Raw genomic sequence first — 24,316 nt, forward strand, 5'->3', positions numbered from 1 at the left:
AAACGGTAAAAAATACTCGAATTATATTAAGAACACGTTTTATTTTAGTTAATTTGAACCCAAATAAAAGCCGTTTTAAGGGAGAAAAATTTATGAGTTTGTTATTTTAGTAAAGTTTTAATTTCGTTTTATAATCAAAATAAGGGAAGTTTGTACAGTTAAGATTAAAGCAAACTGCTAATCTAACTTTTTAATTTAATGACAGTACGATTAATGGTTAAAAAATTATTTTAAAGTAATGACTTGCGAGATAAAAATATATTTCAACATAAAAAGTAATGATTGAACTGGAATATTAATAAAAAAAGGGCAGGAAGATGAATTTCCTGCCAAAAATTAAGAAAATACTTTATATTTGTATTTTTAGCGATAACCTTGAAATTGCTCCTATTACATTGTAATTCCCTTATCGACAATGATAATTTTTGCTTTTACATGTATTTTTGCGCCCTTTAAAGCCTCAGGCCATTTTGATTTTACCTTTTTCCATTGCTGATGTTCGTATGAGCTTGCTAATATGCCTAAGCCAATCGGGTCAAGTTCATCGGCTTGTAGCGTTTGGATAAATTTATTTAAATCATTCTCCATAGAAGAACTGAGTTCCTTACTTAATTTTTCAGATGTTTTATCATTTAACGTATAAGGTGATTGTATGATCATAACGGGTATCTTTAAGGAAATAGTAAAATCAAAATGGTTATTCTCGAATTTACAATCTACTTTTCTTTTTATATCTTTTACATTATAACTAGCTTGCTTTAAGTTAATTAGGGGTTCCTTTTCATTCTTTTTCTTTATATGTATAGAAGTATTCGGCCCTAACTGACCATATTTTTTACCTTGAAGTATGCGCAATAGTTGTGTTTCTTTTATTGATAAAGTCCTTTTTAAGAGAAATTTGCGGTCTAATAATGCTTCCCCATTAACTTCAAGATCCCCATTTTTAATTGCCATTTTTGGAAAATATGGTGTTATACCTTTTTCGTACTTCATTAAATGAAACATTCGAATCGATGTTCGAATTGTAATATTTCGAATATCAGCTGTTTCAATTAGTTGAGGGATGAAAATAGATAATCTCGGTTTATCTTTTGGTTTAAGATTACTTAACTCTGACAAAGAGCCATCAAATAATACAATATCTGCATTTTGTCTTAGTTTTGGATCACGATAGAACAAGTCTAATACAGCCGTCCACGTTGGGTACTTAGCCAACTTGGTTCCGATTAAAAAAGCTTGTAATTTTCCTCCCGAGGAAACCCCTGTTACTCTCGAATCAAATAAATTGCGGGCTTCCCGAACGGATGAAGCATCTACGACGATTTGTTCATTTTTTTCTTCTGCTTCTTCACTAAAAACAGGGCTGGACATAAAGACATTGAGGTTTTTCTGTTGTTGATCAATTTCTACTCCTAATACTAACCCCATCGTTATATCTTCAATATTAACGCTCTTTTTACAGCCTGTTAAAATTTCCAATAGAAGTAAGCAGCTAATTGTGATTTTTAAAATTTTCATCCAATCACCTTTTTCCCTAATGAGCGAATCCAAATTAGAAGTAGAATCGTCATCATGCCAATCGAACCATATGTAGATAATAAGTTCATATAAAGATCATTTTGTTTGAAGGTTTGTATGAAAAAAGTTGTAAAAATTAAAAAGACACATGATAATCCAATGAATATATAATCAATCCTTTTTTGATGAAACATTTCTGCAAGATTAGTAACACTAATCCAAATATACATAATCCAAGTTTTAGATATAACCATTAGAAAAAGTGAAAAAAGAATGAAATCCAATCTTTCCACGTATTGAAATTCAATTACACTTAAAATATCTAAAACCGGTTCAAAAATCTTGCCGATTTCATCAGGACTATAAACGACAAAACAAATAATTGTAACGTATAAATAAAGAAAGGTTATCATACCATTTGCTATCATAACGCCTTTAAGAGCTTTTTCTTTTTCTTCTAAGTAAGGATACAAAACAAAAATAGTTTCAATTCCTAAAAAAGATGTAATGGTTGAAGGGACAGCCTTAATAATTGGTGTCCAACCATCTTTAATGATTGGAAAGATAAAGTGAATATTACTTTGCTTCAAAGTGAAAAGTAGCATAACTAAAAAAAAGATAACAATCGGAAAAATAACTTCGACATATTTACCAATAATTTGAATGCCACCTGTGACGAATTGATAAGTCGGAATTAAAAACACTACTAAAAGGATAGGTATCGAAGAATCTTGTAAAATATATGACTGGATAAATAAAATGGATCTTAAAAGAACTGTAAAACCAGTTCCAAGAAAGTAAAGCGTAAAGAAAAGGGAAAATATCGTACCAAGTACTTTCCCAAAACAATGAGTAAAGTAAGTATAGAATGAACAAGAAGGGTCTTTTTCACGAACTTTTACAATCAAAATACTTATAATTAAAGAGAGTGTTCCTCCGATTAAAAGTGAAATCAAGCCACTCGTTCCAGCTTTCTGTTCTAATACCCGAGGCAAGGAAATCACACCTATCCCAACTTGTACTCCAAATATTAATAAAATAAATTGAACAAATGTAATTCTCGGTACGATTTGTCTCATAATTATTTCCTCTTTTTTAGATTCGTAATGTGTTGATTAAATAATAGTGATAATGCACTATTTTTATATTTCTTCTTTAATCCTTTAAAATCAAAGGGTGAAACTGGTTGGCTGTAAGATTCAGTGTAGCTTGATAATTTCAATGCATGAGCGATAATAATCATCGTACTTGCAATGATCCCGATAATGCCAAATACAGAAGCCATTATCATAATTGGGAATCGTAAAATACGTAAGCTTGAAGCCATGTCATAATTCGGAATAATAAATGATGAAATTGCGGTAATGGCAACAACAATAACCATAATATTGCTCACAATTCCAGCTTGAACGGCAGCTTGGCCGATAACAATTCCTCCTACAACTCCTACAGTTGTACTAATTGGAGTAGGAAGTCGAATAGCTGCTTCTCTTAACATTTCAAGTGTAATCTCCATAATTATCGCTTCAACAAGTGGGTCAAAAGGTACATTCGCACGTGATTCTCCAATTGAAATAATTAATTTTAACGGAACTACATCATAGTTAAAAGAGACGATTGAAATATAAATACCAGGTAAATAGAGTGTAATGAATAGAGCGATACCCCGCAAAAAGAAATAAAATAATGAGATAGCTGGCCTAGTTGAAGAATCATCAATACTTTTAAAAAAAGAGATAAATGAACCAGGTAAAATCACAACTTCAGACGAACGATCTAATAGTATTACGACTTTTCCATTTTCGAGCGATTCTGCAGCAATATCAGGTCTCTCTGTTGTAACAAGCTGGGGAAAAAGGGAAAGTGGATACTTTTCTAGCATTTGTGCTAATTGACTTGCGTTAAGAGCTGAATCGAATTTAATTGTAGCAAGCTTTGACTCAATCTCAGCAACTAATTCAGGTTTTACAACCCCATCGATATAAGCGAGATTAACAAGGGTTTTATTATCAGTCCCAATTTTAGTTTCCTTGAATAATAAATTACGACTTTGAATAAACTTTCGTAGCAAGCCCATGTTAAGTTCAAGTGTCTCTACAAATGAAATCTTTGACCCCTTGATTGAATTATCTATACTTGGTGGAGTAAATGTACGCTTTGGAAAATCTTCAACAGAATAGATAAACGCTTTAACTTCCCCTTCAATTAAAACAACACTTTTTCCCGCGAGTAATGATTTCTCAATGTCTTCAACTATTTTTGTAGCTGTTGTGTGGCTATAAAAAAATTGAAATAGATCTTCTTTATATTCAAGAAGATTAGTTGCAAACTGCTCTATTTTTTCTTCATTTACTAAGCTACTAAAATAAATGATTACACCTTTTTTACCACCTATTGAAACATTCTTTACTTTTAAATCAGAAGTAGGAAACAAAGAGAAAAGTAATTCAATATTTGAATTTAAATGTCCATCTGGGTCAATGAAGTTAGATTGACGTCCATTTGTTTCCTTCAATGTTTCTCACCTCTTTAAAAATCACATTAGTTTACTAGTCTTAATTTGCGCGTTGAACATGAATACTATTCGAATTTGGAAGTTTATAGAAGAAATTATTTCTAAGCATTAGCCTTAAATCTTATATTTTTATTAAAAAATCTTATAAGTTTATAAACATTCGTGCCGAAAATAGTCGAATATTCTTTCTGAAGGACACTGATATTGTGATAAAGCGAAGTGCTTAACCCAATTGACCGAATTCTGAATAGTCTTAATAATAAAGTTTGTAAAGATCACTAAATGAATACTTTCATAACAAATACAAAGTTCACGTTTGTATATCAAATAGCTCTTTTCAAACAACTTTTAAGTAAGCGGAAGGAAGGGTTTAATGGGGAAGCGTAGGAAAATAGGAAAAGGGTTAGCTGTATTTGCTTTATCCACTAGTTTTGTAATTGGCTCACTTGGACATGGTGTCTCTATATCGAAAGCTGTAGGCACCACAAAAACTGAGGATTTGCTCGCTAAATTAACACCTGAACAAAGAGATGCACTTAACAAAATTAAGATTAGTGATTCAACAGGACCGCAAATTTCAGAAGAGATTGATCAATCATCGAATGAACCAACCAATGTGATCGTTGAGTTTGCAAATAAACCAGTAAAAATAGCTCGACTTGAGGCGGCTATAGAAGGAAAGGAATTGTCTGAATCAAAAGCGTCAGATTTAATTGATCAAGATCACACGACTTTTACAAAAGATGTAGCAGAAATATTAACTAACGAAACTACAAAAAAGGTGAACTATAAAGTTTATCGATCATATAAACGTGCATTTAATGGTGTTTCGATGACATTACCAGCAAATCAAGTTCAAAATCTACTAAAATCAAAAGCAGTTAAAAAAGTTTGGAGCAATGAGACGTATAAAATCGATCCACCAAAAGAAAACGATCAATTAAAAACCGATGAGGCAAAAGTAGGAGACTATACACCTTATGATGCTTTAGATCGTTTACATGCAGAAGGTTTCACCGGCAAAGGAATAAAAGTAGGTATTTTAGATACAGGAATTGACTATAATCATCCAGATTTAAAAGATGCATATAAAGGTGGATATGATTTCGTCGACAATGATAATGATCCAATGGAAACTACATATGCAGATTGGAAAAAATCAGGAAAAACAGAGATTGTAAGTGGAAGTGCATATTATACAGAACATGGTACACATGTAGCAGGAATAATTGGTGGTCGGGGCGTTGGTAATAGCGAATATAAAATGCTTGGAGCGGCACCAGAAGCTGATCTTTATTCATATCGAGTGCTGGGACCATATGGTAGTGGAACAGCTGAAAATATAATTGCTGCATTAGATAAAGCAGTAAGTGATGGTATGGATGTCATTAATATGTCACTTGGAAATGTATTAAATGATCCACTTTATGCAACATCAATAGCTGTTAATAATGCTGTACTTTGTGGCGTAACTACTGTTGTTGCTGCAGGTAATAGTGGAGACCAAATGGACACATTAGGTTCACCTGGTGCTGCAGCATTAGCTTTAACAGTTGGTGCGTCATCGATTGCACTTGATGTATATCAATACGCAGGTGTGCAGGATGGAAAAAATTATTCTGTAAGACAGTTAGCGAGAAATTATAAAGACGATTTAACAACTTTAAAAGGAAATACCTATCAGTTGGTTGATGTTGGTTTAGCGAATCCAGCGGACTTTAATGGAAAAGATCTAAACGGTAAGATTGCGTTTGTTAAACGTGGAACAATTGCGTTAATAGACAAAATCAAAAATGCTAAAGCAAAAGGTGCAATCGGGGTCTTAATGTATAACGATGAAACAAATAAAGCGGAAGGTGCAATTCAAACATTTTTAGGTGAGTCGATGGATGCGATTCCATCATTCTCTGTATCAAATGATGAAGGTAATACAATTTTAGCGGCAATAAAAGCTGGAAAAACAGACTTCACTTTTGGTGATTTCACAAAACTAAAAACAGCTTCTGATGAATTAGCATCATTTAGTTCTAGAGGGCCATCTCGTGTAAATTACGATATTAAACCAGAAGTAACTGCACCTGGTGTATCAATTCTCTCAACAGTCCCATTTTATGTAAATGATAAAACAGTCGATGGTTCAAAACCAGAAGACTATAAATACGCTTATGAAAGATTATCAGGAACATCGATGGCAACACCATATGTAACAGGTGTCTCGGCATTATTACTTCAATCTAATAAAGACTTACAACCAGAAGATGTCAAATCAATCCTAATGAATACTGCCGATCCGTTATCAAAAGATTATAGTGTATTTGAAGTAGGAAGTGGACGAGTTGATGCATATGAAGCAATTCACTCGAATGTAGAGCTTGAGGTCGATGATCAAACTCCTACGATTATTAATGGGAAACTAAAATCAATTAAAGAACGAACAGGTGCGATGAGCTTTGGTTCATTTGCATTTAATGATCAAGATATAGCTGACTCACGTTCAATTACATTAAAGAATCGTAGTGAAAAGGCAAAAACATTTAATGTAGATGTGAAATTCCAAACTGGATTAAGAGGATCTAAAGATGCGGCACAAAACAATGTAACTTTATTAGGTCCTACATCAGTAAAGTTAAATGGAATTAGCCAAAAATCAATTAAATTTAACTTAAACATTCCAAAAACAGCTGAAAAAGGAACTTATGAAGGATATATTACTTTTACAAATAATGTAGATCCAACTGAAACATATCAAATTCCATTTGGTGGACGAGTTGTTAAAGAAGGTCTAACTGCAAGACTATATAATCCTATCTTTACAGATAAGATCCGTTTCCCAGCTACAGCACTTCCATCGGTAACTGCATATTTAACATTACAATCTCATATGAAGACGATTGATATCGTACTACAAAATGCAACGACAGGAGAAGATGTCGGATACATTGGAACATATGACGGTAGTCTATTAAAAGAAAATGTAGAATATTTAGCACAACAAGTCTTTAAAGGTGTGTATTATCCATTTACAGGAGATCCAAGTAACCCAATTAGCTCTGAAAATGCACTAGTTCCAAAGGGACATTATAAATTACGTTTTATTGGAACGAATGCTTCAGGTAAAACATTCTCATCATCTCCTGACTTATTATTTGAATCTGGTGATCCGATCGTAAAAACTAGTTTCGATTCATTAGATCAAAAAGTAGTAGAATATTCAGATGATCAACTAGATTCAAATGGAGAAATGCTTTATGATTACACATTTAATGTATATGATCCTGAAGTTGATGAAGCAAAACGTTATGGAATAAATGTTGACCAGTCTCAAAATGGAATTGTCTTTTTCTATAATTCGTCATTCCCTAACGCACCAGTTTTTACAGATAAAGATGGAAACTTTAAAGAGCAAATGTATGTTTCTAATAAAGTTAAATGGCTAGATGTAAGCTATTACACTTTTGATACAGCAAGAAATCAGACTCCAAACGACCACGTAGTCTTTACGAAAAATACAACACCTTATTACTATTTCAAAGCAAATGATAAGAAAGCAACAACAGGTGATTCTGTAAATTACACAGTTCGTTCGAATAATATTAAAAAATTAAAGCAAACAACAATCGTACTTAATGCTCCTACAAAACAAGGCGAAGTTCAAAACATTCAATTAAACGATGCAGTAAAACAATATGGAGATGCAACAATTACGGTATCAACTGCACAAATTTCTGCTTATACAACGGCGTATACTGTGAACTTTACTTATTTAGGTGATAAAGAATTACCAGAGGATTTACCGTTATTTAATTTCGATCTAAAAACTTTAGATCAAGCCGCTTCAATTGGAGGAGTAGTTGGAGTAGCATCAGCAAACTTTATCGATCAAGCTGGTGTGGAAACAAAAAATATTAATTCTTATGTTGAAAATTATCTTTACACATCAAAAGTATCTTACTTCAATGGAAACATGCAGCTAGAAGGAGTAATCAATCCAACAACAAATCAAATGAACTATGCTATTGATCAAACTCAGATTGGTGCTAAAGTTTCACTTACTTCATATGATGGGAAAACAAATTATGATCTACCACTAACTTCTAAAAATGGAGCTTTCGCAATTGACTGGGTAAGAGCTGATAATAAACCATACACATTTAAAGTCGATGTACCAGGCCATTTCACAAAATATGTACAATTTACACTATCCGATCAAGTTCGTGGAGAAACAGTAGGCAGAACATTGCGTTACGTAACGCCACTACTAACTGCTGGAGATGCAAATAAAGATAATGTAATCGATATAATGGACGCACTTCAAGTACAAACTTTCTGGGGTACTAATAAATCATCAGCAGATTTTAACTTCGACAAAGTTGTTGATGCAAAAGATATGAATTACGTAGTGAAAAACTTCGGAAAGAGAAATAGTTCTGTACCGAATGCACCGAAGGCTAAGACTTCTTATAAGGGAGCTACTTTGGATAGCATTTTGACTGATTTAGGATTGAAGTAATTTTAAGATAAGTATGATAATCCACAAGGACGTTAACTTTCCTTGTGGATTTTTATTTGATTGGAGTTATTTCTATGAAGAAGCGAGCGCTTTTTTGTTCGTTCTGAGCAGATTTCATATTATATGAGCTTGGATTTGAGATAGCTGGGCAGGCGATGGGGAAAAATGAACTGGTGTAGGCGAAAATGGGTGGGTTAGGCAAAAATTAGGCCGCTGTTGAGTAAAAATGAGTCGGTTTTGGCAAAAATCAAGCCGGTCTTTGCAAAATATGGACACTCTTGGCAAAAATAGAGTCAAATATAAGGGATCAATAACAAGCTTTAACACTATATCAACGAACAAGAGCTAAATATCAACGGAATTTGGTGATATATCAACGAGAACCACCAATATATCAACGAAGTTCACTACTTTATCAATATACTTCACATTATGTTCGTATTTCAACGATCGAATCCGCTATCTTTCAACACATAAAAGCAGCATTGAATTGCTTATGAACAAAACACTTTGATTTACGCACAAAACTCTACCATATATGCACAATATTCAGTACATTATGAACAAAGTACAAAGTTATATGAACAAAGTACAAATTTTGTTCGCATTTCATATTAAATACATTCCCTATAATGTGCTCCATAAGTATAAAATCACCCAAGAATTACCAAAATAAATAAAAAACAAATATAAGGGTGATTATTTTGAGTATCGAATTTCAGGTTGGAAAAGACTACGAAAACGGTTCAATAAAAGATGTTTTACATGATTTAGGTTTCCAAGAGAATGGAAGGGAATTTAGTAAAGACGGAAAGAGATATAGATATGAAGGCTGCGATAAGTTCCAGAGCTATGTATTTTCAGTGACAATGAATCAACTAAATTAAATGATCTAGTAAAAGCCCCTTCTGAATTCTGAAGGGGCTTTATTCATGTACTTATAAAGTTGCGCAAATTCCTCCCATTTTCTCTGTCAAAATCAGTCGAAAACTATCTTTTGTCTTCTAATCCATTGATTTAATCACAATAAAATAACCCGGTTGACCGTAATGTGAATTTTCTGAATAATTATTCGTGTAGGCTGTTTTTAGTCGAAAAAAGCTAAATTATGGGGGAAGAAGATGAAAATAAGTTTAAAGAAAAAAAGTTTGCTAAAGGGGATAACAGTCGTTGCATTATCATCGAGTGTGATTTTAACATCATTTGGCAATGTAGGTCACGCCACAAAAGCTGTCAGTTACACGAAAGTAGAAGACATGCTTGCAAATTTAACACTGCAGCAAAGATTAGCATTAAATGAGTTAAAAACAAATGAGTCAAAAGGACTGCAAATTTCGTCAGATGTAGATTTATATTCGAATGAACAAACAAACGTAATCGTTGAGTTTGCTAATGAACCTGCGAAGATTGCACAAATTGAAGCAAGTATTGAAGGAAAACAGCTTTCTGAAACTGAAGCTTCTAAACTAGTAGATGAGAATCATGAGGATTTCCAGGCAGATGTAAGTAAGGTTTTAGTTGATGAAAAAAGATCAAAAGTAAACTTTAAAATTAATCGTTCATATAAACATGCGTTTAATGGCGTGGCGATGAGTTTACCAGCGAATCAAATTAAGAACCTATTAAAATCAAAAGCTGTTAAAACGATTTGGAACAATGAAAAGTTTTCGATTGATCCACCAAAACAATCTGATGAAAATATTCAATTAAAAGCTGATGAGTTTGATGTCGCTTATTATTCGCCATATGACGGTTTAGACCGTTTACACACTGAAGGCTATACGGGAAAAGGAATCAAAATTGGAATACTAGATACAGGGATTGATTATAACCATCCAGATTTAAAGGATGCTTATAAAGGCGGATATGATTTTGTAGACAATGATAATGATCCGATGGAGACAACATATGCAGATTGGAAAAAATCGGGGAAACAAGAAATTGTTAACTCAAGTACATATTATACAGAACACGGGACGCATGTTGCTGGAATCATCGGCGGTCGTGGCGTAGCTGAAAGTGAATATAAAACGGTAGGTACAGCTCCGGAAGCAGATATCTATTCTTATAGAGTACTAGGACCTTATGGTAGTGGGACAACTGCTAATATTATTGCGGCATTAGACAAAGCTGTAGCGGATGGTATGGATCTCATTAATATGTCTTTAGGTGCATCTTTGAATGATCCTCTTTATGCTACATCAGTGGCGGTTAACAATGCAGTATTAAGTGGAGTAACAACTGTTGTAGCTGCAGGTAATAGTGGGAATCAAATGTATACTTTAGGTTCTCCAGGTGCTGCCGCTTTAGCATTAACTGTTGGTGCTTCATCAACTGCCATTAATATGTATCAATTTACTGGATTACAAAATGGCAAAAATTATGATGTAAGAGAGATGGCAAGAAATTATACGGATGACTTACCATCATTAAAAGGCAAGACATATAAATTAGTTGATGTTGGGCTTGGTAAAGCAGCAGATTATAACGGAAAAGATGTAAATGGCAAAATTGCTTTTATTTCTCGTGGAGACACTGTATTCGTAGATAAAATTAAGTTGGCAAAAAGTAAAGGCGCGCTTGGTGTTGTTATTTATAACAATGAAGTAAATAAATCAGAAGGACTTATTCAAGGATATTTGGGAGAGTCGATTAACTCAATTCCTAGTTTCTCAGTTTCATATGAAGACGGTTTGTCAATCTTAGCAGCAATGAAAGCGGGAGATACTGATTTTACATTTGGTGATTTTACAAAAATAAAGACGCCAGATGATGAGCTAGCAGTATTTAGTTCAAGAGGTCCTTCAAGAGTAAATTATGATATTAAACCAGAGATTACTGGGCCAGGAGTTGCAGTCCTTTCAACTGTTCCTTTTTATATTAATAACAAAACAGGCGATGGAACAAAACCGGAAGATTATAAAATAGCATATGAACGTTTATCTGGTACATCTATGGCAACTCCTTATGTCGCAGGTGTTTCTGCATTATTACTGCAATCGAATAAAGAGTTACAACCAGCAGATATAAAATCAATCTTAATGAATACGGCAGATCCATTATCGAAAGATTACAGTGTTTATGAGATTGGTAGTGGAAGAGTAGATGCTTATGAAGCAATTCACTCAAATGTTGAACTTAGTGTTGTAGATAAAACGCCAACATTAATTAACGGAAAAGAAAAATCAATTAGTGAGTTAACAGGTGCAATGAGTTTCGGTTCGATTAGTTTTAGTGAGAAGGATCAAGCTTCTGCGCGTAATATTATATTGAAAAATAGAAGTGAAAAATCGAAAACATTTAGCATTGAAGCCAAATTTAACACTGGACTTAGAAATTCAAAAGATGCATCAAAAAATAATGTGACGATTTCAGGGCCAACTTCAGTCAAAATAAATGGCATTAGCTCAAAATCAATAAAATTGAATTTAAACATCCCAAAAACTGCAGAAAAAGGAAATTACGAAGGCTATATCGTTTTTACAAATAATGCGGATCCAACTGAACATTATCAAATCCCATTTGGCGTTCATTATGTAGAAGAAGGCTTTAATTCAATGGCGACTTACAACAAGATGATGACTTCTGATTATAATATTTATTATCCTTTATTAAATTCTGCAACTGGTGTTGTTTTTAATGCAAGATCCAGTATGGAAACAATTGATTTTGTTTTACTCGATGGTGAAACAGATAAAGAGATTGGCTATTTAGGAGCATTAAATACAGCTCAGTACAATGAAAACACAGATTATTATATTGATGGAGCATTTACTGAATATTATTTACCGTTCACAGGAAATCCAAAGCAACCTATTTCATCTACAAAAGTAAAAATACCGTATGGCCCAGGACATTATAAAGTTAAAATAATTGGTACAAATCGAGAAGGTAAAACATTTACGATGGAAGACCATTCTATGATTGATATTACAGGTCCTAAATTTACAACAGATTTAGAAGAAGGTGTTATTGAGTACAAGCCTGGTACGACTTCTTATCCAATTAATGGCAGAGTATTTGATAAAACACAGGATGACTATAGAAAGCAAGGCATTTCAATTGATCAATCTGGCAATTTTGTATTGGAAAAAAATAATAGTTCAATTTTTACAAATGCGTTTTATGCTGATGCGGACGGTAATTTCTCGTACAATATTCCAATTACTGCAAAAAGTTTCAATGTTGAACTTGGTGGATATAATTCAGCGGCGAACGGTGACCGATATAAATACTATACATTTATTCAAGAAGGCACTCCAATTGTATATGGAAGTGTTGATCAAAAAATGGTCAATCAAGGTGGAAATGTTAAATTAACTTTAACAGCTAGTAATCTAACAGATGCGAAAAAACTAGCGACTAGCTTTGGGTTTACTAGTAATCAACTACAGATTGTCGATGTAAAACTGAATCCGGCAATCGAAAAATTTGGAACTGCTAAGCTTACAACCACTACAGTGCCATCAGGCTCTTATACTAATTTGAATGTAAATGTAGATATGATTGATGGAAAAGTTACAGGTAATGTACCGTTTGCAGAAGTAACATTAAATGTAAAAAATGATTCATATAATATATTATCAACTTTCAGAACACCTACAGCTTCATACGTAAATGATATGAACCAAACCGTTACAATGGTATCTGCGATTACGCCAATTTGGAGCCAACCGATTCATTCGAAAATTACTGGAGGTATTGGAATTCCAGAATCATTGAAAAGAGAAGGTAGGGAAACTTGGAGAGTAGATCCTTCAAAAATTGGTGCAGTTCTTTCTGTAAAAGACCAAAGTGGAACTACTTATCCAGGGGTAATCTCTTCATCTGGCTCACCAACAGTAGAAAAACTACCAGTTACAATTGAAGAGATGAGAGCTGCACTTGATCTACCTGGTCATTTTACAATGTATGTGCCATTCCACGTGGGCTTTTTAAATGATGAAGGTACGAAAGCAGCACACTGGAATCCTGAAATAAGCTTTAAAGCTGCAATCGCAGGAGACGTAAACAAAGATGATGTAATCGATATAATGGATGCACTATACATCGAAACATATTGGGGTACGAATAAACGAAGCGCAGACATTAATTTTGATAATATCGTTGATGCAAAAGATTTTGCTTTCTTTGAAAAAAATTACTTAATGCAAAATCCAACGGTTGAGGATGCGCCAAAACCAGTTAAAAAATATAAAGGTAAAACAATTGATGAGATTAAGGTTGAGTTAGGGATTAATTAAATAGTTATATAAGTCAAACCCTTCTAGTAGATAGTAACAGTAGTCTGCTAGAAGGATTTTTATATTTATAAAACATTAAAGTGAATAAAATGTAGACATGCTAAATAGAATGAATTAAAGAACTGGTCCTAAGAAAGGTTTTAATAGTAGGACTAGTTCTTTTTACTAAAATTCGTTGTTCTATACAAGTAGGAGGAGCAATTATGAACTTTACAGATTATTTGATAAATGTAAAAAAACTGAACGAAGTAAAAGCTAGTCAATATAATCATAGACTTTCAACTTTAAAAAAATATAGAATCTATAATAATGAAAAAGTTTTAAGTATTCACATGTTAAAAAGGATTAAGAGCCTTTCTAAGGATACGACTAAACATTATTTAAGAACAATCAATTATCATATTGAATTTTTAAACGATTCATACAGATGACATATTTTAACGGCAGAAATATGTTTGAAAGGACACTCTAAAGGACAAAATCCTGATAGATTGTCTTTTTTTATTAATCAGTTCTTGAAGGGGATGTAGTAAATATGAAGAAGTTTTATAGAGGAAGTATATTATTTATAGCAATGCTTTTTATTATGAGCGCATGTAATGGAAATACCATGAATACTACAAAAAATAATGATGAGATAAAGGTGGAGAATGAAACAATGAACCCTTCTTTTTATGTTGATCCATCAATTGATTTTTCAACAAACGAAATGACTTCAATTATTATTGAATTTAAAACAAAACCTGCAGCTGTAGCAGTGAAAGTAGCAGAGGCAGCGGGAGAGCAACTTACTTTAGAAGAAGCGACAAAACAAGTGGAAGAGAGTCACGCAAAATTTCAAGAGGAATTAAAAACGCTCTTAGAGGATCAACAGGTACCATATAAGATTAGGCATGTTTATAAGACTGCACTTAATGGTGTATCTATGGAAATACCAGGAAAAGATATTAAGCGATTATCTCAATCAACTGTAATTGCAAGAATTTATCCAAATAAAAAAGTGCATATTATGCCTCCAGTTACACCGTTTAATCAGAAGTAAATTAAAATGGGAGAGGATTTTTATAAAAGAGAGGATAGTTGGACAAAATGGTCCTTTAGTTTCTGAGATTGGTCTCGGATGTATGGGAATGTCTTGGCTTTACGGGGAAACTGACCGTAATGAGAGTATAGCGACAATTCAAGAAGCACTAGAAAGTGGAATAACACTTTTTGATACAGGAGATTTTTACGGTAATGGTCATAATGAAGTATTAATTAGAGAAGCTCTTCGAGGGTTTCGTAGAGAGAATATGTTTATATCAGTAAAGTTTGATAGTAAACACAGCTCACCTGGTGACAAATTTGGAGTAGAAGATAACAGACCAGAAGCGATTAAAGATTTTCTTAAATATACGTTGCAACGGCTCGGTACAGATTATATAGATTTATATCAACCTGCAAGGATCGATCCATCTATCCCAATTGAAGAAACGATTGGAGCAATTAGTGATTTAGTAAAAGAAGGCTATGTACGCCATATAGGTCTATCTGAAGTAGGAGCTAAAACAATACGCCGTGCACACGCGATTCATCCACTAAGCTGGGTACAGTCCGAATACTCGTTATTTAATCGGGAAATCGAGTTAGAAATTTTACCTACTCTAAGAGAATTGGGAATAACATTATCTGCTTACGGAGTACTCTCAAGAGGGTTATTAAGTGGAGCATGGACAAAAGATCGTATATTCAGTTCAAATGATAAGAGAATGAAGGCCCCTAGATTCACAAACGAAAATCTAGAAAAGAACTTAAAGCTTGTTGAAGCCTTACGAGAAATCGCACTTGAGAAACACATACCTGTTTCCCAGCTTGCAATAGGGTGGGTCCTTTCCAAACAAGAAAACGTTATTCCATTAGTTGGTGCTAGAAAAAGAACGCAGCTCCGAGAAATGTTAGGCGTGACTAATCTAGATTTAAGTCCAGAAGATTTAGTACGGATTGAAAATGCTGTACCGCAGGAGAGTGTTGCTGGGGAGTATTATGCCGTCCCACGTAAAAAATGGTTTTTATAAATTCTTTTAGACTATACCTTGTGTGTAGTCTCTTTTTTATAGGTTCGATTTTTTATTCAACTAATGCATGGTTCATGAGTAAGTAAAAAGGTAGAAATATCAACAATGGTTACTCATAAAGGGTTCTGAGTAAGTAAAAGGGAAGAAATCCACAAAAGTGTTACTTATAGAGGGTTCATGAGTAAGTAAAAGGGCAGAAAACTACAAAAGTGTTACTCAAAGAGGGTTCATGAGTAAGTAAAAAGGCAGAAATCTGAAAAATAGTTACTCATAAAGGGTTCATGAGTAAGTAAAAGGGCAGAAATCTGAAAAATAGTTACTCATAGAGGGTTCATGAGTAAGTAAGAAGGTAGAAATCTACAAAAGTGTTACTCAAAGAGGGTTCATGAGTAAGTAAGAAGGTAGAAAGCTACAAAAGTGTTACTCATAGAGGGTTCATGAGTAAGTAAGAAGGTAGAAATCTACAAAAGTGTTACTCATAGAGGGTTCATGAGTAAGTAAAAAGGTAGAAATCTACAAAAGTGTTACTCATAGAAGGTTCATGAGTAAGTAAAAGGGAAGAAATCCACAAAATGGTTACTCATAGAAGGTTCATGAGCAAGAAAAAGAGCACAAAATCAGAAAAAATGTTCCTCATACGGGTTTCATATTTCAAATTTTTTTACTTTTTAGACTGAAAAATAAAAAAATTTGAAATGTGAATTGTTTTTATTCTACAAAATCAAAATAAATTTGCTATTATAGTAAAAAAAGTAAGAAGTGAAGGTGAAAGGCGATGGAGATTCATTTAGTTGCAAAAGATGAGTTAGAGGCTTCGGGGATTCGGTGGGTCGTGGAATCGCACTTTACTGGTATTAACCTTGTTTTATGGAAAACAATGGTGGAATTTGAAAATGCAATTCAAAAGCAACAGCCAGACCTTGTTATATTTGATATGGACAATTGGAAAAATGAGAGTGAAAGATTTGGTGATTTAATTCAAAAGTTTTCAATTCGTTGGTTAGGTATTTCATCTGAGCGAATCTTCCAAACGGCGTATCTTGCATTACAATATCGAGCGGAGGATGTATTATTTCGACCATTTTCTCCTACCGATTTAATTAAGCATATTCAGCAGTTACGTTATCAAATTCGTAATAAAGAGCGATATTTTAATATAAAAAATAGTGAAGAAATCAACTCATTTAACATAGATTATCCTGATCTTTTTTTGAATGAACGGAAGTATGATGGTCCGATTACGATGGTTGCCTTTTTGACACCAAATTCTGGGACACTTCCGCTTGTGTATACAGCATTGGAACGAAATCCTTTTACTGGGAATAATCGTTTATTCGTATTATCTGATTTCATACTATGTGTTCACGAAGTAGATGAAGAAGTGTTATTGCAGGATGAATATAATGCATTTCTTTCTCGATGGAAAGAAATGATGGACGAGCCACTTTCAATTGTCATGAAAGTCGGTGCGCCAGAAGAAACATTAAAAGATATTTATGAACAAACACTTCAGCTTACACGGAGAATCTTCTTTGAAGGTTACGATATTATTTTGGCGGAAAATGAACCAATGCCGTATCAAGAAAAGGATCCATTCTTAACACCTTTAGAGCAACGTCATTGGATTGAAATGCTGGAAAAAAGAGATGCAAAAGCAATTCGGGATTGGATGGAACGGGAATTTTTAACTTTTGAACAGCCTTATCCAGATCCAGAAATTGTTCGAATAAGATTAACAAGCGTACTTGCACAAATTAGGAGATATATGAAATCGAATAATCTTCAAAATGTATCATGGGAAGGGATCTATTATGATATTTTCCAAAAAATTGTGCATGGACCAATTATTTATCGAATTGTTCAAGAATTACTAGATTTTACTACAAATCTATTAGTGCATGGAAATGATTTTTCCCAAGAGGGTCATCGTACATTAGTTGAGAAAACGAGGGAGCTAATTGAATCGAATTATTGGAATGCAAGTTGGAGTCTAACTGACTGCGCAGAAGCACTTCGAATCAATAAAAGTACTCTTAGCCGCCGATTCGCAGCTGAATCAAATCATTCATTCAGGGATACACTTCACGAAGTACGAATTAGGGAAGCTAAACGATTATTAGATGAAACAGACCTGCCATTAGATGAGATTTCAAGATTAATTGGTTATTCGCATCAATCATATTTTAATGCGAAATTTAAACAGCTTGAAGGATGTACTCCTTTAGTTTATCGATCTGGTTTATAGGATTAAAGCAAGTCTTTTATTAGAAGAAGTAAGGAGAATACGCTTGATTGTTATGGTATTTCTTTTAGGAAAACTGTAATCAATTACCATCAAACGATATTAAAAAATAAAGGAGAGCTTATGGAACTTAAAGAAGTAACTTATGAATATATAGTAGAACTTTATGAGGAAGCCGATGCTTTATTTGAAGCAAAAGATATTGATGGTACCATTAAAAAATTGAAAGAGGCGTTAGAATTAATACCTGAGCCTAAATTTACATGGGAAGCTAGTACTAGGGTTCTAACATCAATCGGAGATGTTTATTTTTATTTAAACGATTATTCCCAAGCAAAGAATTATTTTTATGATGCATTTAATTGTCCTGGAGGCATGAACAATCCATATATTCTATTGAGATTAGGACAGGTCTTATTTGAAACAAATGATGTAGAAAAAGCAAAAGAATGTTTATTGAGAGCATATTTGCTAAAGGCTGGGGAGATTTTTAAAGAGGAAGATCCAAAATACTTAAAACTAATACTTTCGATAATATAGAAGAATGAACAGATATTGACTGTGAAAAAGGACTCCTCAAGGTGGAGTCCTTTCACCATCACTAGCAAATGTACATCTTAATGAATTGGATTGGGAATGGTATTCGCTTCGTACGTTTTGCGGATGATTTTCTTTTATTTGCAAAATCAAAAGAATCAATCGAAAAAGCAGCGACCTTATCTAAAGAAAAGTTGAAAATAATGAGGATTAGAGATTTCAAAAGAGAAAACTAGAGTAGTCAATTCCTTAATAGGACACTTACAGTTTGATAAGGGGGAAATCTCGTAAGAGATTTCCCTCCTTTATTTTTTATTTAATTGTTTTTCAAAGGTATTTGCTTATCTTATTTAATGAAAAGAGGTTTTAAAGAAATAATTTGAGTAATATTTTAAATAAGTCTTATTGTGAGTAAAGTAATATTTTATTTACTATACTTTATAGCAAGTGAAGTTGACATAATTTTCAAAATAGTAAAAATACATAAACTGTAACTATACTAAAAAATAGAAGGCAGTAAGATGGAATGATTGATGGGCTAAAGAAATAGCTCAAACTCTACTTTTTAAGGATTTTCTATTTTAAAAAAGTTACATTTTAATTGCTTTACTACTTTGGAAGGATGTTAGAAAATGAGTAAAAAAATTATTAAAAAAGCAACTACACTTACATTAGGAATTGGATTTCTAGCTAGTAATTTATATTTCTCTCATAGTAATGCTCCTAGTAAAGTGTATGCTAATTCAAGTGCGGAGACCATTTTGGCAAGTATGACTCAAGAGCAAAAACAAGCGATTAACAAACTGGAGACAATGGAAGATACTGGGTTGATGCTGTCGCCGGAAACAAATTTAGATAGCGGAGCGGAAGTATCTGTCATTGTCCAATTTAAGTCGTATCCAGCTAAAACTGCAGTTTTAATGGAAAGTCTAAAAGGGAATACTCTTTCAACTGTAGAGGCAGAGGATGATGTAAATGATGATCATCAACAATTTCAAACTGAATTGGCACAAAAAAAATTACCATATAAAATCAAAAAATCATTTAAAAGAGTTTTTAATGGGGTTTCGATGAGCATTCCCGCAAATAAGGTAAAGGACTTACTTAAATCTAATGTGGTTAAATCCATATGGACTAATACTAAAGTACAGGCCGAACCGCCAGTTGAAAATCAAGAAACTGAAAGTGTTTTAACAACTGGTGTGTCCGAAAGTAGCTCTATTATGGGAGTGGATAAGCTTCACCAAGAGGGATACACAGGAAAAGGAATCAAAGTCGGAATAATTGATACTGGGATCGATTATAATCATCCAGATTTAAAGGCTGCATATAAAGGCGGATATGATTTTGTTGACAACGATAATGATCCTATGGAGACAACTTATGATGATTGGAAAAAATCTGGTGAAGCGGAAGTTTCCAGTGGAAGTACGTATTATACTGTACACGGTACTCATGTAGCAGGAATTATTGCAGGTCGTGGAGCAAATAAATCGGACTATGCAGTAACTGGTATTGCGCCTGAGGCAGATCTATATGCTTATCGTGTCTTGGGGGCATATGGAAGTGGTTCAACGGAAAATGTTATTGCTGCAATTGATAAGGCAGTGAATGATGGTATGGATGTTATTAACTTGTCACTTGGTAGTAATAATAACGATTCAATGGATCCTTCTAGTATAGCGATTAATAATGCTGTCTTGAGTGGAGTTGTAGCTGTAGTGGCAGCGGGTAACCAAGGAAATGATTTTTATTCACTTGGAACACCTGGTTCAGCGGCATTGGCACTAACAGTTGGGGCAAGTAACGCTCCTATAAAAATTCCAACATTCATAGGCAAATTGCAACCAGGAGAAGAGACAGAGAAAATTAATTTAAATTTAATTACTAAAGGATTCTCTGACCATCTTGAGAATTTGAAAGGTAAATCACTTCCGCTTGTAGATGTTGGCTCAGGTTTAGAGCAAGATTATACTAATAAAGATGTGACGGGAAAAATAGTTATTTTACAGAGGAATGATGGAGCTCTTGCACAAAATATTTTACGCGCAAAAGCCAAAGGTGCGGCAGCTGTTTTCGTTTGGAACACGAAAGCAAACGAAGGGCAAATACCCTTATTTATAGCTGATAATTACGATTTTATTCCGGTCTTTTCAGTTAATAATAAACAAGGACTAAATTTAAAAGAAAAATCAGCTTCTCAAAATGCAGTCTTTACTTTTGAAGAAATGGGAGCAGTACAGACAGCAGGAGATCTACTCGCTGATTTCAGTTCACGTGGGCCTGCCCGTCCATCATTTGATGTAAAGCCAGAAATAACTGCACCAGGCGTTGCTGTCATGTCTACGGTTCCGAGTTATAAAAATGGACCATCACATATTGACGATTACCAGTATTCATATGCAAGACTTTCTGGAACGTCTATGGCAACTCCTAATGTATCAGGAGTTGCAGCACTTATGCTCCAATCTAATCCGAAATTAACGCCAGAAGATATAAAAACGATCCTAATGAATACTGCTGATCCATTAGCTCAGCCTTACAGTGTTTATGAAGAAGGTGCAGGACGAGTGGACGCTTACGAGGCAGTTCATTCAGATATGAAGATTCAAGTTGAAGATCAAACAACAACTCTTCTTGATGGAAAATACAAGAAAATCAAAGAACAAACGGGTGGTATTAGCTTTGGAGCATTAACATACACTGGAAAAGATTTAGTAGAAACCCGAAAAATTACTTTAAATAATAGTGGCAAGCAACAAAAAACATTTGACGTAAAGGTACACTTTCAAACAAATGTAAAAGAAGCAAAGGATGACGTAAAAAATGATGTGCAGATTATTACAGATTCTTCTATTAAACTAAAAGGAGGTAGTCGTAAGAATACAACCGTATCTCTCATCATTCCTAAAATAGCAGAAAAAGGACCATATGAAGGTTATATTGTATATACAAATCGAGATAACCCTTCTGAAACTTATCAAGTACCGTTTGCGGTTCGTTATGTTGAAGATGGAATTGAAGTTGATAATAATACACCAATTAATGTAGTTTTTAATACACTCGATCCATTTACTGAATCTTATCAACCACAATTCTTTACAGGAACTGCTTCTTGGGTCATGTTGAAATCACCTATGAAGTCACTTGATGTTGTATTAGTTGATGCAAAAACAAATAAAGAGTTAGGTTTTGTTGGGTCTTTGGATGTCTCACGAGTAGTTGAAAATCGCTATTATCCTATGGGGCCATTCATGGCTATGGTTCCAGGGTTGTATGGTAACGGATATTATCATCCGTTTTCGAATAATCCAGATGAACCAATCATAAAAGAACCAACATTGGCACCCCCTGGTAAGTATCATTTGAAGTTTATCGCAACGAGTGATAGCGGTAAAACCTTTACTGGATACAGTAATTTTCGGATTGATAATTCACCTACTGAATACACTCTAAATCAAAAACCAGGAATTATAGAGGTTGAGCCAGATCAAACAAGCTATACTTTTTCTGGTCATGTATTTGACAAAGAAGTAGAAGAAATGAAAGCAGATGGTCTACTTAATGGGCTAACTAATAATTTTTTATATAGCATAAGAATTAATAATATTCTTGAAAATAATGTTTATCCAGCATATCCTTTAGTATTTGTTAATGCAGATGAGAATGGTAATTTCAAATACGACTTACCGATTAATGGACAATCGATCAAACGAACATCCTTATTCTTCGGTGATTATGCAAAAAACGGAGAGTACTTTCTAAATAATACATTCACATTTATTCCAAAAGGGACCTCTTATATAAAAGCGTCAGCAAATAAAGAATCTGTTTTTACTAATGAAAACGTAACTGTTACGTTAAGTTCTAAACATATGAAGAACTTTGTTGGTAGCGAGTTTAAGGTTCGGGTTCCAAAACCTATGATAATAGAGGATATAAAAGCAAATTCGAATTTTGCCAATATAGGCCAAGTGAACGTAACTTCACAGACAAGCGACAGTAGCTATAATTATTTAACAATCAACGTAAAGCAAAATGGAGATCAATTAATGCCAGAAGAAGAACTTCCATTAGTGGATGTAAAGTTAAAAGTACCTAATGATGTTCCAACAGGTAATCTTTCCACACCATTTGCGGTCAATGTTACAGAGGCATATGGATTAAATATCGACGGCAAGAAAGTTTCAGTAGTACGAGACTTAGGCGCAGCGGGTGCAGCACAATTTTATGTGCGTTTAGGTTACTCTATTCAAACATTCTATACACAAGTACCAGAAGGCTTAATGGCTGGAGTGACAAATTATAATAACATTGGGGCTTCCGTTAAGTTAATTGATTATACGGGAAAAGAATATAAAGGAGTATTTGATTCAAATGGCACACAAAGAAATGTTACTTTTAATAATTTGCCATTAACAGATAAGCCATTTACTTTTGTGGAAGACATTCCAGGTCACTTTACTGTTATCAAACAAATTCAGGCAGGAAGATATATTGACGATCAGTATGTTGGAACAAACCGCCCAGGTTTTGTTCGTCCGGTGGTTGCAGGGGATGTAAACAAAGATAATGTGATTGACATCATGGATGCTTTGATGATTCAAACTTATTGGGGAACAAATAAACGTAGTGCAGATATTAACTTTGACGGAACTGTAAATGAGAAAGATTTAGCATTTGTGCAACAAAACTACTTACGTCAAAATGTAAGTGTAATGAACCCACCATCTCCTCAGAAAAAATTAAAAAACATTACATTAGAAAAGATCTTAAAAGAATTACAGAACTAAAATTATTGATAGAATACTAGTAAAAAAAGGAAGATATCTAAGATATCTTCTTTTTTTGTTAAACGGATATTATTAAGCCGGTTTGCAATGTTTGATAATCAGAATAAAATTTTTAGCTTTGAGTTAATTCCTTATAAAATATAAAATAAATATTGCTATATACTAAATTAAAAGAGCGCATAATTATTAGTGCGTTCTTTTTCTGCGCAGTTACTTGTTACTTAAATTGAAAAAATATTGTATATTGTATAGGAATTTTTCCTAATTATATAGAAATAAATAGACTGGTCAAAAAACGAAAGGGGATGCAGCAATGATCGAAATGAAAAATTTATTACTAGTCGGAGAACAAGATGGAGTAAAAGGAGATTTTAATACATTAATTTCAATGATGAATTATGTAAGATATACGACTCTAGAAGCAATTAAAGATATTACAGTTGAAGAACTAGATTATTTGCACTCTCCAACAGGTAATACAATTGGAATGCTATTAACTCATATGGCAGGGGTTGAGTATTGGTATCAACTTAATACATTTGAAAATCGTGATTTGAATTCAGAAGAAGAAGCAAAATGGTTACCTGGTTTAGATTTAGATGAAGGGGCTAGAGAAAGTATTAAAGGTAAAGATGCAAACTATTATATAAATCTTTTAGATGAGATTCGAGAAGATACATATGCAAAATTTAATACACTTTCAGATGAGTGGTTATATGAAAAATCAGATTTTGGAAGATCACAAGCTACTAACTACTTTAAATGGTTTCATGTATTTGAGGACGAAATCAATCATCGTGGCCAAATAAGAATGATTCGTAAATTATATAAGAATACTTAAAAATAGCCTGTATCAACGGTTTGAAATGAATCGCTGATGCAGGTATTTAAATTAAGGAAGCAC

General features: G+C 33.5%; 13 protein-coding genes. 10 read left to right on the forward strand and 3 right to left on the reverse strand.

Annotated features, from left to right (window positions below):
* Positions 1–390 precede the first annotated feature (390 nt).
* Genes CN601_RS01225 through CN601_RS01235 form a run of 3 tightly spaced genes read right to left on the reverse strand, consistent with a single transcriptional unit; the run spans position 391 to position 4,033 of the window.
* Positions 391–1,518 carry a Ger(x)C family spore germination protein gene (locus CN601_RS01225; protein WP_098169726.1) on the reverse strand — a complete coding sequence of 376 codons (1,128 nt, stop codon included), beginning with the start codon at positions 1,516–1,518 and terminating at the stop codon, positions 391–393.
* Complete coding sequence (locus CN601_RS01230) at positions 1,515–2,597, reverse strand: GerAB/ArcD/ProY family transporter (RefSeq protein WP_098169727.1); 1,083 nt, start codon at positions 2,595–2,597, stop codon at positions 1,515–1,517. The genes CN601_RS01225 and CN601_RS01230 overlap by 4 nt, the downstream gene beginning before the upstream one ends.
* Positions 2,598–2,599: 2 nt before the next feature.
* Positions 2,600–4,033, reverse strand: a complete 1,434-nt coding sequence (locus CN601_RS01235) for a spore germination protein (RefSeq protein WP_098169728.1) — start codon at positions 4,031–4,033, stop codon at positions 2,600–2,602.
* 373 nt (positions 4,034–4,406) lie between these two features.
* Here CN601_RS01235 and CN601_RS01240 point away from each other — a divergent pair, with 373 nt between their 5' ends.
* From CN601_RS01240 to CN601_RS01290, 10 genes are all read left to right on the forward strand, one after another.
* Complete coding sequence (locus CN601_RS01240) at positions 4,407–8,543, forward strand: S8 family serine peptidase (RefSeq protein WP_098169729.1); 4,137 nt, start codon at positions 4,407–4,409, stop codon at positions 8,541–8,543.
* 704 nt (positions 8,544–9,247) lie between these two features.
* A complete protein-coding gene (locus CN601_RS01245; protein WP_098120373.1) occupies positions 9,248–9,430 on the forward strand; it encodes a hypothetical protein in 183 nt (60 codons plus the stop codon).
* 234 nt (positions 9,431–9,664) lie between these two features.
* Entirely contained in the window at positions 9,665–13,786 is a 4,122-nt protein-coding gene (locus CN601_RS01250) for a S8 family serine peptidase (RefSeq protein ID WP_098169730.1), read from the forward strand.
* A 203-nt stretch (positions 13,787–13,989) separates the two neighbouring features.
* Positions 13,990–14,217, forward strand: a complete 228-nt coding sequence (locus tag CN601_RS01255) for a hypothetical protein (RefSeq protein WP_098120371.1) — start codon at positions 13,990–13,992, stop codon at positions 14,215–14,217.
* 104 nt (positions 14,218–14,321) lie between these two features.
* Positions 14,322–14,828, forward strand: coding sequence for a protease inhibitor I9 family protein (locus CN601_RS01260; protein ID WP_257131572.1), 507 nt, complete (start codon positions 14,322–14,324; stop codon positions 14,826–14,828).
* A 67-nt stretch (positions 14,829–14,895) separates the two neighbouring features.
* Complete coding sequence (locus CN601_RS01265) at positions 14,896–15,840, forward strand: aldo/keto reductase (protein ID WP_257131580.1); 945 nt, start codon at positions 14,896–14,898, stop codon at positions 15,838–15,840.
* 775 nt (positions 15,841–16,615) lie between these two features.
* Complete coding sequence (locus tag CN601_RS01270; RefSeq protein WP_098169731.1) at positions 16,616–18,085, forward strand: response regulator transcription factor; 1,470 nt, start codon at positions 16,616–16,618, stop codon at positions 18,083–18,085.
* 120 nt (positions 18,086–18,205) lie between these two features.
* The gene (locus CN601_RS01275) at positions 18,206–18,622 is read left to right on the forward strand and encodes a tetratricopeptide repeat protein (RefSeq protein ID WP_098169732.1); all 417 of its coding nucleotides are present in this window, start codon (positions 18,206–18,208) and stop codon (positions 18,620–18,622) included.
* 629 nt (positions 18,623–19,251) lie between these two features.
* On the forward strand, positions 19,252–23,412 hold the full coding sequence (locus CN601_RS01285) for a S8 family serine peptidase (protein ID WP_098169733.1): 4,161 nt from the start codon (positions 19,252–19,254) through the stop codon (positions 23,410–23,412).
* Positions 23,413–23,734: 322 nt separating this feature from the next.
* Complete coding sequence (locus tag CN601_RS01290; RefSeq protein WP_098169824.1) at positions 23,735–24,253, forward strand: DinB family protein; 519 nt, start codon at positions 23,735–23,737, stop codon at positions 24,251–24,253.
* Positions 24,254–24,316 lie beyond the last annotated feature (63 nt).

Source organism: Bacillus sp. AFS017336 (assembly GCF_002555445.1).
Lineage (GTDB): Bacteria > Bacillota > Bacilli > Bacillales > Bacillaceae_G > Gottfriedia.

Excerpts from the sequence above, each read along its gene's own strand:
- CN601_RS01230 (WP_098169727.1), bottom strand. The coding sequence starts at position 2,597 with ATGAGACAAATCGTACCGAGAATTACATTTGTTCAATTTATTTTATTA.
- CN601_RS01270 (WP_098169731.1), top strand. The coding sequence starts at position 16,616 with ATGGAGATTCATTTAGTTGCAAAAGATGAGTTAGAGGCTTCGGGGATT.
- CN601_RS01290 (WP_098169824.1), top strand. The coding sequence starts at position 23,735 with ATGAAAAATTTATTACTAGTCGGAGAACAAGATGGAGTAAAAGGAGAT.
- CN601_RS01275 (WP_098169732.1), top strand. The coding sequence starts at position 18,206 with ATGGAACTTAAAGAAGTAACTTATGAATATATAGTAGAACTTTATGAG.
- CN601_RS01260 (WP_257131572.1), top strand. The coding sequence starts at position 14,322 with ATGAAGAAGTTTTATAGAGGAAGTATATTATTTATAGCAATGCTTTTT.
- CN601_RS01225 (WP_098169726.1), bottom strand. The coding sequence starts at position 1,518 with ATGAAAATTTTAAAAATCACAATTAGCTGCTTACTTCTATTGGAAATT.
- CN601_RS01255 (WP_098120371.1), top strand. The coding sequence starts at position 13,990 with ATGAACTTTACAGATTATTTGATAAATGTAAAAAAACTGAACGAAGTA.
- CN601_RS01250 (WP_098169730.1), top strand. The coding sequence starts at position 9,665 with ATGAAAATAAGTTTAAAGAAAAAAAGTTTGCTAAAGGGGATAACAGTC.
- CN601_RS01240 (WP_098169729.1), top strand. The coding sequence starts at position 4,407 with ATGGGGAAGCGTAGGAAAATAGGAAAAGGGTTAGCTGTATTTGCTTTA.
- CN601_RS01285 (WP_098169733.1), top strand. The coding sequence starts at position 19,252 with ATGAGTAAAAAAATTATTAAAAAAGCAACTACACTTACATTAGGAATT.